The 11,024-nt window shown below is 75.3% G+C and carries 11 protein-coding genes; 7 read left to right on the top strand and 4 right to left on the bottom strand.

Translation table 11 applies throughout. From position 1 onward, the window contains the following. The 3 genes from modA to C3486_RS09595 all read left to right on the top strand — a co-directional run. Positions 1-641 (top strand): molybdate ABC transporter substrate-binding protein (gene modA, locus C3486_RS09605; RefSeq protein ID WP_103832178.1); only part of this gene is annotated, 641 nt, incomplete at its 5' end. Continuing rightward, the gene (locus C3486_RS09600) at positions 626-2,596 is read left to right on the top strand and encodes an ABC transporter permease (protein ID WP_103832190.1); all 1,971 of its coding nucleotides are present in this window, start codon (positions 626-628) and stop codon (positions 2,594-2,596) included. The genes modA and C3486_RS09600, both read left to right, overlap by 16 nt. A 179-nt stretch (positions 2,597-2,775) precedes the next feature. After that, positions 2,776-3,009 carry a hypothetical protein gene (locus C3486_RS09595; protein WP_103832177.1) on the top strand — a complete coding sequence of 78 codons (234 nt, stop codon included), beginning with the start codon at positions 2,776-2,778 and terminating at the stop codon, positions 3,007-3,009. 54 nt (positions 3,010-3,063) lie between these two features. On the opposite strand, the gene C3486_RS09590 is transcribed toward C3486_RS09595, so the two are convergent. Beyond that, a complete protein-coding gene (locus tag C3486_RS09590) occupies positions 3,064-4,266 on the bottom strand; it encodes a lactonase family protein (RefSeq protein ID WP_181138499.1) in 1,203 nt (400 codons plus the stop codon). A gap of 206 nt (positions 4,267-4,472) precedes the next feature. Here C3486_RS09590 and C3486_RS09585 point away from each other — a divergent pair, with 206 nt between their 5' ends. The 3 genes from C3486_RS09585 (at position 4,473) to C3486_RS09575 (ending at position 7,247) form a co-directional block, all read left to right on the top strand. Further along, positions 4,473-5,147 carry a dienelactone hydrolase family protein gene (locus tag C3486_RS09585; RefSeq protein WP_103832176.1) on the top strand — a complete coding sequence of 225 codons (675 nt, stop codon included), beginning with the start codon at positions 4,473-4,475 and terminating at the stop codon, positions 5,145-5,147. After that, positions 5,144-6,493: an erythromycin esterase family protein gene (locus C3486_RS09580; RefSeq protein WP_103832175.1), complete on the top strand. Its 1,350-nt coding sequence runs from the start codon at positions 5,144-5,146 to the stop codon at positions 6,491-6,493. Before C3486_RS09585 ends, C3486_RS09580 begins: the two co-directional genes overlap by 4 nt. Positions 6,494-6,569: 76 nt before the next feature. Further along, positions 6,570-7,247 (top strand): phosphoribosyltransferase, encoded by a 678-nt coding sequence (locus C3486_RS09575; protein WP_103832174.1) that lies wholly within the window; start codon positions 6,570-6,572, stop codon positions 7,245-7,247. A gap of 9 nt (positions 7,248-7,256) precedes the next feature. Here C3486_RS09575 and C3486_RS09570 read toward each other — a convergent pair whose 3' ends face one another. The 3 genes from C3486_RS09570 to C3486_RS09560 all read right to left on the bottom strand — a co-directional run bounded on the left by C3486_RS09570 (position 7,257) and on the right by C3486_RS09560 (position 10,116). Next, complete coding sequence (locus C3486_RS09570; protein ID WP_103832173.1) at positions 7,257-8,513, bottom strand: acyl-CoA dehydrogenase family protein; 1,257 nt, start codon at positions 8,511-8,513, stop codon at positions 7,257-7,259. Positions 8,514-8,568: 55 nt separating this feature from the next. Continuing rightward, positions 8,569-9,504, bottom strand: a complete 936-nt coding sequence (locus tag C3486_RS09565; protein ID WP_103832172.1) for a sulfite exporter TauE/SafE family protein — start codon at positions 9,502-9,504, stop codon at positions 8,569-8,571. A 153-nt stretch (positions 9,505-9,657) separates the two neighbouring features. Then, on the bottom strand, positions 9,658-10,116 hold the full coding sequence (locus C3486_RS09560; protein WP_103832171.1) for an Rrf2 family transcriptional regulator: 459 nt from the start codon (positions 10,114-10,116) through the stop codon (positions 9,658-9,660). A 68-nt stretch (positions 10,117-10,184) separates the two neighbouring features. Between C3486_RS09560 and C3486_RS09555 the strand changes: the two genes are divergently transcribed. Next, positions 10,185-10,991, top strand: coding sequence for a methyltransferase domain-containing protein (locus C3486_RS09555; RefSeq protein ID WP_103832170.1), 807 nt, complete (start codon positions 10,185-10,187; stop codon positions 10,989-10,991). The last annotated feature ends 33 nt before the right edge of the window (positions 10,992-11,024 follow it).

Below are 11,024 nucleotides of genomic sequence, written 5' to 3'. Positions count from 1 at the left end.
CGGCCTCCCTGACGGACGTCTTCAAGAAGGCCGGTGCCGCCTACGAGAAGGACCACCCGGACACCGTCGTGAAGTTCTCCTACGCCGGCTCGCAGCAGCTCGCCGCCCAGGTCAAGCAGGACTTCCCGGCCGACGCGCTCGTCACCGCCGACACCAAGACGATGGACGGGGTGCGGGCGAAGACCGGCACGCCGGTCACCATCGCCCACAACCGCCTGGTCATCGCCACCGGCGAGGGCAATCCGAAGAAGGTGAAGGACCTGACGTCCCTCGCCGACGACAAGCTGAAGGTCGTGCTCGCCGCGCCCGCCGTGCCGGTCGGCCGCTACAGCGCCCAGGTGCTGGACAAGCAGCACCTCAAGGTGAAGCCGGTCTCCCAGGAGCAGGACGTGCGCGGCGTGCTCTCCAAGGTGGAGCTGGGCGAGGCCGACGCGGGCATCGTCTACGCCACCGACGCCATGACCGCGCCGGACAAGGTCGACGCGGTGCCGATCCCCGACGACCAGAACGCCATCGCCGCCTACCCGGCCGCCACGCTGAAGGTCTCCGAGCACAAGGAGCAGGCCGACTCCTTCGTGAAGTGGCTGCGGACCGCGCAGGCCCAGAAGATCCTGCGCGACGCCGGATTCCAGAAGCCGTGAGGCCGCCCGTGCGGCGGGCACCGCTCGCTCTTGCCGTGCCCGCCGTGCTGGCCGTGGCGTTCCTGTTCGTCCCGCTGGCCGGCATCCTCGTCCGCACCACCTGGTCCGACCTCGGGCAGCACCTGACGTCGCCCGGCGTCACCGACGCGATCCGGCTGTCCCTGGTCGTCGCGTGCTGGGCGCTCGGCCTCTCGCTGCTGCTCGGCGTGCCGCTCGCCTGGCTGCTGGCCCGCGTGGACTTCCCCGGCAAGGCGGTGGTCCGCTCGCTGGTGCTGCTGCCGATGGTGCTGCCGCCCACCGTGGGCGGCGTCGCCCTGCTGCTCGGCTTCGGACGCCGGGGGCTGCTGGGCGGGGTGCTGGAGGACTGGTTCGGCGTCCAGCTGCCGTTCCACACCTCAGGCGCGGTGGTCGCCGCCACCTTCGTGTCGATGCCGTTCCTGGTCATCAGCCTGGAGGGCGCGCTGGCCGGGCTGCACGCCCGGTACGAGGAGACCGCCGCCTCCCTCGGCGCGGGCCCCTTCCGCGTCTTCTGCACCGTCACCCTGCCCATGGTCGCGCCGGGCCTGGCCGCCGGTGCCGCGCTCACCTGGGCCCGCGCGCTGGGCGAGTTCGGCGCCACCATCACCTTCGCGGGCAACCTCCCCGGCGTCACCCAGACCCTGCCGCTCCAGGTCTACCTGCTCCTCCAGGACAGCCCGGAGGCCGCGACCTCGGTCTCGCTGCTGCTCCTGGCCGTCGCCATGGCCGTCCTGGTCGCGCTGCGCGGCCGGTGGTCGGTGGGCGCGACGGCGAAGGGCCCCGCGGGGGCCGCGCCGGAGCCGCGCGCTGACGGCCCGGACGGCTCCCCGGACGTCCCGGCCGGCGGCCGCGCGGGGACGCCGGGACCGCCGGCGGACGACGCCCCGGCGGACGCCCCCGGGTGGACGCTGCACGCCGACGTCACCGGCTTCACCCGGCTCACCCTGGACGCCGGGCCCGGCACCACCATCGCCGTCGTCGGCCCCAACGGCGCGGGCAAGACCACCCTGCTGCGCGCCCTCCTCGGGCTCACCCCGCGCGCGCACGCCGCGCTGACCCTGGGGGACGAGGACGTGAGCGCGCGTCCGCCGCACCGCCGCGGCGTCGCCTGGGTACCGCAGGACGGCGCGCTCTTCCCGCACCTCACCGCGCTCGGCAACACCGCCTACGGACTCCGCGCCAAGGGCGTCCCTCGCGCGCAGGCCCGCCGTACCGCCCAGCAGTGGCTGGACCGGCTCGGCGTCGGCCACCTCGCGCACCGCCGTCCGGCCGGCCTGTCCGGGGGGCAGGCCGGCCGGGTCGCCCTGGCCAGGGCGCTGGCCGCCGGGCCCCGGCTGCTCCTCCTCGACGAGCCGCTGGCCGCCCTCGACCAGACCACCAGGGCGCACGTCCGGCACACCCTGCGGCAGCACCTCGCCGGCTTCCGCGGCGTCTGCCTGCTCGTCACCCACGACCCGGTGGAGGCGGTCTCGCTGGCCGACCGGGTACTGGTCCTCCAGGACGGCCGCACCCTCCAGGACGCGGCGCCCGCCGAGGTCTCCCGCCATCCGCGGTCGCCCTGGGTGGCCCGGATGCTGGGCCGCAACGCCTGGGCAGGCACGGCCACCGCCGACGGCCTCGAACCGGCGGGCGGCCGGGGCGCGCTGACCGCGGCCGAGCCGCTGGAGCGGGGTACGGAAGCGCTCGCCATCATCGGCCCGGAGGCGGTGTCCGTGCACCGCACGCGCCCCGGCGGCAGCCCGCGCAACGTCTGGCCCGGCCGGGTCCGCGAGATCACCGCGGTCGGCAGCCGGCTGCGCGTCCTCATCGCCTCTCCCGAAGTCCCCGACCTGGTCGCCGAGATCACCCACCAGGCCGCCGCCGAGCTGGACCTGCGGGACGGCACGGAGGTCTGGCTGAGCGTCAAGGCCACGGAGGTCACGCTCGTACCGGTGTGAAGCGCCCGTGCGTCGTACCGGTGCGTTGTACGGATGCGTCGTACGGGTGCTTCGTACCGGTCTGATGCACCGTCAGGCGTGCCGTGCGGAGCGGCCGGAACCGTGCGGTGCGGAGTTTGGGCCGGGCGGGCGGCGGCAACCCGCACCGGACCAGTCCCTGACGTGGAGGTCGGTCCACCATGGCCAGCAGTCACGAAACCGGTGAGGTCACCGGCACCAAGGACAAGAACTACAACCTGCTCTGGTACACCCAGACGTGCCTGGACAACGCCCTGCGGATGGAGACGTACATCCAGGACGCGGAGCGGGAGAAGGACACCGAGCTGGCGGAGCTGTTCCGCAAGGCCCAGGCCGACAGCCGCAAGGGCGCCGAACTGGGCAAGCAGCTGCTGAGCAGCCGGCTCGGCGGCTGAGCCCGGAGGACGAAGGGCCGGGCGGTTCCCGACGGGAGCCGCCCGGCCCCGTCGTCACAGCGGCAGCACGCACACCGGCATCGGCGCCTCGAACGGTGTCCCCGTCGGACGCAGCGCCCCGGTGCGCGGGTCGACGCGGAAGGCGGTGACCGTGTTCGAGCGCTGATTGCCCGCGAACAGCAGCCGGTGGTCGGGGGAGAAGGCGAGGTGGCGCGGGAAGTCGCCGCCCACCGGAACGGTGTCCAGCAGCCGCAGCCGGGCGCCCCGGTCCTCGACGGCGTACCGGGTCAGGCTGTTGTCACCCCGGTTGGCCAGGTACGCGAACCGGCCGTCCGGAGTGACCAGGAACTGCGCCGGATAGCTGGTCCCGGGTCCGGTCCCGGTGGACTGCGGGGCACCGGGCGTGAGCCGGCCGGTCGCCGGGTCGTAACCGCAGACCACCGCCGTGTTGTCCACCTCGTTCGCCAGGTAGGCGTGCCGGCCGTCCGGATGGAAGGTGAGGTGGCGCGGGCCCGCACCGGGGCGCAGCGCCGCCGTCGACACCTGGCGCAGGGTGCCCGCGAGCGGGTCCAGCCGGTACGTGTACACCGTGTCGGTCCCCAGGTCCACGGCGAGCACATGGCCGCCGTCGGGGCTGGTGACGAACTGGTGCGCGTGCGGCCCGTCCTGGCCGGGACCGGGCGGCGGCGCCGAGTGCGTCACCAGCGCGGTGCGCTCGCCGAGGGCACCGGTCGCCGGGTCGACCGGGTGCACGGCGACGCTGCCCGAGAGGTAGTTGGCGCTCAGCAGCCAGCGCCCGGTGGGGTGCACGGACAGGTGGCAGGGGCCCGCGCCGCCGGTGGACCGGCTGCCCAGCACGCGGTGCCGGCCGTCGGCGGCCAGGGCCACGGCCGTGACCGCGCCGTCCGCGTTCTCGTCGACCGCGTACAGCGTCCGTTGGTCGGGGGAGAGCGCGAGGTAGGACGGGTCGGCGACGCCCGCGAGGACGCCGGTGGCGGTGATCCGGCCGGTCTCCGGGTGGTACGCCGCCAGGCCGATCCCGGTCCCGCCGCCCGGGATCGAGGTGTACGTGCCGAGGAAAAGCGGCCGGAGCCCGGCCGGCCGCCGGTGACCGCCGCGCTCCGTTGCGGCGGCCGGTGCGGCGCCCGCGGCCGCGAGGCCGGTGGCGGCCGTCGCCCCCGCCACCGCGCCGAGGAAGCCGCGGCGGCCGAGCGGCCCGGAAGGTCCGTGCTCTGCCGCCGACGAGCGGTCGTCCATGGCACACCTCGGCATCCCTCGTCATGATCGGGCGTCGGTCGGCAGCCAGAGTGGTCCATACCACCGGAGCTGACAAGACCCCGCGCACGCCTCGCCCGCCACGGCCGCGTTTGCCCGCTTTGCGGGGAAGCGTACGATCTTCCGTGGAGGGTTACCCGTATCGGAGAAGCGAGAGACCGCGAGCGAACAGAGCGGAAGCGAGTCCGATGACCTTCGAAGAACCGGTGTCCGTACCGGCCGGCGGCGCGGCCCTGGCCGGGGACCTCACCGTTCCCGACAACGCGCGGGGCGTGGTCGTCTTCGCGCACGGCAGCGGCAGCTCCCGGCACAGTCCGCGCAACCGCGGCGTCGCCGCCTACCTGCAGGCCAACGAGCTGGGCACGCTGCTGATGGACCTGCTGACCGAGGACGAGGACCGGGTCGACGAGGTGACCAGGGAGCACCGCTTCGACATCGGCCTGCTCGGCCGGCGGGTGGTCGCCGCCGTCGACTGGCTCGGCACCCACCCGGCCACCGCACGGCTGCGCCCGCACCTCTTCGGCGCCAGTACCGGGTCCGCCGCCGCGCTGGTCGCCGCGGCCGAACGCCCCGACGCGGTCGGCTCCGTCGTCTCCCGCGGCGGCCGCCCCGACCTCGCCGGTGACGCGCTGAGCGCCGTACGCGCCCCCGTCCTGCTGATCGTCGGCGGCCGCGACACGGAGGTACTGGAGCTGAACCGGCAGGCCGCCGGCCGGCTGACGGCCCCCTGCCACCTCCACGTGATCCCCGGCGCCACCCACCTCTTCCCCGAATCCGGCGCACTGGACCAGGTGGCCCTCGCCGCCCGGGACTGGTTCCTCGCCCCGGGCGCCCCGCCCTCCGGGGAGGAGGGCCACCGGTGAGCCCCGCGCCCGGTGCCGGTGACCTCGCCGAGGTCACCGCCCTCGCCCGGCCGCTGACCGGCCCGGACTCGCTGGACCCGCTGCTGGAGCAGATCGGCGACGCGCGCTACGTCCTGGTGGGCGAGGCGTCGCACGGGACCGCCGAGTTCTACCACTGGCGCGCCGAGCTGACCCACCGTCTGATCGCCGAGAAGGGCTTCTCCTTCGTCGCGGTGGAGGGCGACTGGCCGGACTGCCAGGACGTGCACTGCGCGGTCACCGGGGCACCCGGCGCGCCCGACGACCCGGCCGACGCACTCGCCGGGTTCCGCCGCTGGCCCGCCTGGATGTGGGCCAACACCGAGGTCGCCCGCTTCACCCGCCGGCTCCGCGAGCACAACGCGGCCCTGCCGCCCGAACGCCGCGTCGGCTTCTACGGCCTGGACGTCTACAGCCTCTGGGAGTCCCTGGAAGCGGTCCTGGACCACCCGCGCGCGCACGACCCGGAGCAGGTGGCCCCGGCCCTGGAGGCGTTCCGCTGCTTCGAGCCGTACGCCGAGGACCCGCAGAGCTACGCGCGGGCCACCCGGCTCGTGCCCAGCGGCTGCGAACCGGAGGTGGTCCGGCTGCTGGTCGCGGTCCGCGAACGGGCCCGGCGGACCGCCGCCGCCGACGACGGCAGCCTGGCAGGGCTCGCCGCACGGCAGAACGCCGAGGTGCTGGCCGGCGCCGAACGGTACTACCGCGCGATGGTGCGCGGCGGGCCCGAGTCGTGGAACGTGCGCGACCACCACATGGCCGACACCCTCGACCGCCTGACGGCCCATCACGGTCCGCACGCCAAGGCCGTGGTGTGGGAACACAACACGCACGTCGGGGACGCCCGCGCCACCGACATGGCGGAGGCGGGACTGGTCAACGTCGGGCAGCTGGTGCGCGAGCGGCACGCCGACGACGGCGTCGTCCTGATCGGCTTCGGGGCCTACGACGGCACGGTGCTGGCCGGTGACCACTGGGGCGCCGAGCCGCGCGCCATGACCGTCCCCGCCGCCCGGCCCGGCAGCACCGAGGAACTGCTGCACCGGGCCCTGCCCGGCGGCGCCGCGCTCTTCCTGCTCACCCCCGCGACGCCCGGCGGGCAGCCGGCCGCCGGTCCCGGCCACTGGACGCGGCTGCCGCGCGACCACCGGGCCATCGGCGTGGTCTACCGGCCCGAGCGGGAGAAGTGGGGCAACTACGTGCCCACCGTGCTCGACCGGCGCTACGACGCGTTCCTCCACCTCGACACCACCCGGGCGCTGACACCGCTGACGGCCCGGCAGCCGGCCGGCACGGGCGAGGAGGAAACCTGGCCAACCGGCCAATGACCGCCCGCCGGCCGGGTCTTGACCGCTTGCCCGGCGTCGGCCGGTGGCGCCGACGCCCCGTCGCCAAGGAGACACCATGCGCTTCACGGACCGCAGAGACGCCGGCCGGCAGCTCGCGCGGCGGGTGCGGGAGCACCTCGCGGGCACCCCGCCGCACCTCCAGGGCGGCCATCCGCCGGACGGCCCCCTCGTCCTGGCCCTGCCCCGCGGCGGGGTCCCCGTCGCCGCCGAGATCGCCCGCGAGCTCGGGGCACCGCTGGACGTCCTCGTCGCCCGCAAGATCGGCGCCCCCGGCCAGCGGGAGCTGGGCATCGGCGCGCTCGCGGGCGAGGACCCGCCGCTCTTCGACCGCCGTGCCCTGGAGTTCCTCTCCCTCAGTGAGGACCGGCTCGCGGCCGACGTCGCCCGGGAACGCGGCGAACTCCACCGCCGCGAGCGCCTGTACCGCGGCGACCGCCCGCCGCCCGAGGTCGCCGGCCGTACGGTGATCCTCGTCGACGACGGGCTGGCCACCGGCATGACGGCAACGGCCGCGCTGCGCGCCCTCCGCAGCCGCGGCCCCGCGGCCGTCGTCCTCGCCGTACCGGTCGCCTCCCCGACCACGGCCGCCGCGCTGGCCGAGGAGGCCGACGTGGTGCTGTGCCTCAGCAAGCCCCCGGACTTCCGCGCGGTCGGCGAGTGGTACGAGGACTTCACCCAGGTCTCCGACGAGGACGTCCTGCGCACCCTGGAGCGGGCGGGCGCGGACCGTTAGGGCCCCGGCTCAGGCGTGCAGGGTGAGCGAGGGGCGGGCGCCGTTGAGGTAGTGGGCGCCGATGTCGCGGAGCCGGTGCTTGGGGGAGCTGCGCGCTGTGAGCGTGCGGGCGTTGCGCCAGAAGCGGTCGAAGCCGGGGTCGGTGGCGGGGGAGAGGCCCGGTGCCCCCGCGGTCAGTTCGAGGATGCGCGTGGTGATGTGCAGCGCCGCGTCGCTGGTGACGGCCTCGGCCGCGGCCACGAGGAAGGCGATGTCGGCGTGCTCGTCCGGGCCGAGCCCGGGACCGGCCAAGAGCCCGCGCGCCAGCGCCTCCGTCGCGCGGTCCACGACCGAGGACGCGCTGTGCGCCGCGGTCGCCAGCTCCCCATAGGCGAGCAGCAGGTACGGGTCCTCGCCGGGCGCGGTGGCGTACTCGCCGCTGCCGGTGTCGGTGAAGGGGTGGAGGCCGGGCGCCACCCGGCTCACGTCCCGCGCCTCGGCGAGCGCGCCCTCCGCGTTGCCCAGCCCGACGTGGAGCAGGATCAGCCGGAGCGCGAGCGGGGCGAGCGCGGTGTACGGCGGGACGGTGTGCTCGTCGCCCGGGACGGTGCCCAGGACCTGGGCGGCGGGCACCGGTACGTCGTCGCAGCCGACGGTGGCGGCGCCGGTGAGCCGCTGGCCGAGCCGGTCCTCCGGCGCGTCCGGCGTCACGGCCGTGCGCGCCGGGTCCACCAGGACGACGACCGGCTCACCGGTGTCGGCGTGGGTGGCCGACAGCAGGAACCGGTCGGCCGTGCTCGCCCCGGCCGCCAGCGTGCAGCCCCCGCTGAGCAGGTACTTCTTGCCGTGCGGCGTGAGCCAGAGGCCGGTGCCGTCCGGGCGCTGCGGCACGTCGGTGCGGCCCGCCCAGAGCCACTGCCCGCGCACGGCCCGCTGTTCGAGCCGTGCGGCGTGCTCCGGGGTGCCGAAGAGGCGCGGCGCCCACGACAGCACGTAGTGGTGGGCGAGGAGTTCGGCGAGGGAGCTGTCGGCCGCGGCGATCTCCCGTACGGCGGCGCAGGCGGTAGGCCAGTCCGCGCCGCGGCCGTCCGGGCCCGGCGGCGCGAGGAAGCCGGGCAGCCCGGCCTCGCGCAGCCGGGAGACCTCGTCGAAGGGCGGTTTGCCCGCCCGGTCGCGGGCGCTCGCGTCCACGGCGAGGTCGTCGGCGAGTTCCCGTACGGTGCGCGGCCAGGCCCCGCCGTCGGCCGGCCGTCCGGCGGGCGCGGGACAAGTGGTGTCGAGGAGCACGCAGTACCTCCGGGAGGATGCGGGTCACCGGTGGGGGGTTCGGGGACACGAGTGGTCAGGTGGTGGTGGCCCCGGCGGGGCGGGCTTCCGCTTCCGCCGTGTCCGGGGCGTGCTGCGGCGCGGTACGGGCCGCGCGGCGGTGTTCCTTGACCGAGTAGCCGACGGCGGCCGCCCACAGTGCGTAGACGAGGCCGTAGACCGTCCACTGGACGGCGTCGCCGGCGGCGACCCAGTCGCTCCGCAGCAGGGTGCGGATGTTGGTGAGCACGATGAGGCCGCCGACCGCGGAGCCGAGGATGCGCGGCGGTACGTGGCGGACCAGCCAGGCGGCGATGGGCGCCGCCACGAGCCCGCCGGCCAGCAGGGCCAGTGCCCAGAGCCAGTTGACGCCCTCGGAGCCGAGGCCGAAGAGGAAGCCGAGGCTCGCGGCGACCGCGACCAGGAACTCGCTGGTGTCGATGGAGCCGATGACCTTGCGGGGCTCCAGGCGGCCGCTGGCCAGGATCGCCGGCGTGCCGACCGGGCCCCAGCCGCCGCCACCGGTGGCGTCCAGGAAGCCTGCGACCAGCCCGAGCGGGGACAGGAACCGCTTGCGCAGCGGCTTGTCCAGCTTGTCGGTGGGCAGCCCGGCGAGGGTGAACCGGCTCAGCACGTACAGCCCGAGCCCCAGCAGGAGGAGGGCCATCACCGGCTCGGCGAGCTCGGTGGAGAGGGCGGAGAGGAACGTGGCGCCCGCGAAGGCGCCGACGGCCCCGGGTATGCCGATCTTCAGGACGACCCGCCAGTCGACGTTGCCGAACCGCCAGTGCGCGGCGCCCGAGGCGAGGGTGGTGCCGATCTCGGCGAGGTGGACGGTGGCGGAGGCGGCGGCCGGATTGGTGCCCACGGCGAGCAGCAGCGTGGTGGAGGTGACGCCGTAGGCCATGCCCAGACTGCCGTCCACCAGTTGGGCACCCAGCCCGGCCAAGGCCAACAGGATCAGCGTACGCACGGCGACCTCACAGTTCCCTAGTTTTCCCACTGGATTGATAGGAATACTCGGTGCGCGGCGGCGCGGTGACAAGAGGCCGTTCAGGAAGTGGACAAAGTCGTCTCGCGATACGAGAAACCGCAGGTCAGCGGCGCCTCATCAACCGAGCAGCCGTCAGGGGTTGGTCCATGCTTCCGGACGCTCCGTCAGCGACAGGACGTCCTCGGGCAGTCGGGCCGACGCCACATCGGCCAGCGACACCTCGTCCAGGATGCGGCGGACGTTGGCGCGCAGCGCGACCCACAGCGGCAGCAGCGACTCGGCGGGTCCGGTGTACGACAGCTCCGGCGGACGGACGCCGCGCACCGACACCAGCGGCCCGTCCACCGCCCGGATGACCTCCGCGACGCTGATCTCCCCGGCCGGCCTGGCCAGCCGGTACCCGCCGTTGCCGCCGCGCTGGCTGTGCACCAGTCCGCCGCGGCGCATGTCGTTGAGGATGCCCTCGAGGAACTTGTGCGGGATGTCCTGGGCGGCGGCGATGGCCTCGGCCTTGAGCGGTCCCTCGTCGGTACAGGCGGCGAGCTGCAGCGCGGCCCGTACCGCGTAGTCCGCCCTGGCTGAGATGCGCATGGCCGCATTATCCCGCACGCCGGACGGCGCGCGGGGCGGCCCGGCGGCCGGCGTTCTACGATCTCCGGGTGGCGCACGACAACGACGACGGATACCTCTTCGACAACCAGCAGACCGAGGCCGGAAAGCGCTTCGCCGCGCTGTCCGAGCTCTTCGACCCGGTCACCTTCCGGCACCTGTCGGCCGTGGGCGTGACCGAGGGCTGGCACTGCTGGGAGGTCGGGGCCGGCAGCCCCGGCGTACCGGCCTGGCTCGCCGCGCGCACCGGTCCGGCCGGCCGCGTCCTGGCCACCGACATCGACCCGGCCTGGATGCCGCAGGACGCCCCGTTCGAGGTGGCGCGGCACGACGTGGCGGCGGACGAGCCGCCGGAGGGCCCGTTCGACCTCGTGCACGCGCGGCTGGTCCTGGTGCACGTACCGGAGCGCGCGGCGGCGCTCGCGGCGATGGTCCGGGCGCTGCGGCCCGGTGGCTGGCTGGTGCTGGAGGACGCCGACCCGGCGCTCCAGCCGCTGAGCTGCCTGGACGAGCACGGGCCCGCGGAGCGGCTGGCCAACCGGCTGCGCCGGGGCTCCCGCGAACTGCTCGCCCGGCGCGGCGCCGACCTGGCCTTCGGGCGCACCCTGCCGCGGCTGCTGCGGGAGGCGGGCCTGACCGATGTCGCGGCCGACGGATACTTCCCGGTCGCCTCGCCGGTGTGCGACGTACTGGAGGCCGCGACCGTGCGGCAGATCCGCGGCCGGCTCCTCGACGCCGGGCTCGCCACCGAGGACGAGATCGAGGAGCACCTCGCGAACGTCACGGCCGGGCGGCTCGACCTGACGATGGCCCCGCTCATCTCCGCGTGGGGCCGCAAGCCCGGCGGCGACCAGTAAGGGCCACCGCCGGGGTGGGGGAGCGGTCCGGTG

The organism is Streptomyces sp. Ru73, from assembly GCF_002920575.1.
Lineage (GTDB): Bacteria > Actinomycetota > Actinomycetes > Streptomycetales > Streptomycetaceae > Streptomyces.
The sequence above is the reverse complement of the archived record's forward strand: the minus strand, read 5'-3'. Positions and strand labels throughout refer to the sequence as shown.

Coding starts and splice junctions, on each gene's coding strand:
- C3486_RS09585 (WP_103832176.1), top strand. CDS start 4,473: ATGACCTTCGAAGAACCGGTGTCCGTACCGGCCGGCGGCGCGGCCCTG.
- C3486_RS09595 (WP_103832177.1), top strand. CDS start 2,776: ATGGCCAGCAGTCACGAAACCGGTGAGGTCACCGGCACCAAGGACAAG.
- C3486_RS09575 (WP_103832174.1), top strand. CDS start 6,570: ATGCGCTTCACGGACCGCAGAGACGCCGGCCGGCAGCTCGCGCGGCGG.
- C3486_RS09590 (WP_181138499.1), bottom strand. CDS start 4,266: ATGGACGACCGCTCGTCGGCGGCAGAGCACGGACCTTCCGGGCCGCTC.
- C3486_RS09560 (WP_103832171.1), bottom strand. CDS start 10,116: ATGCGCATCTCAGCCAGGGCGGACTACGCGGTACGGGCCGCGCTGCAG.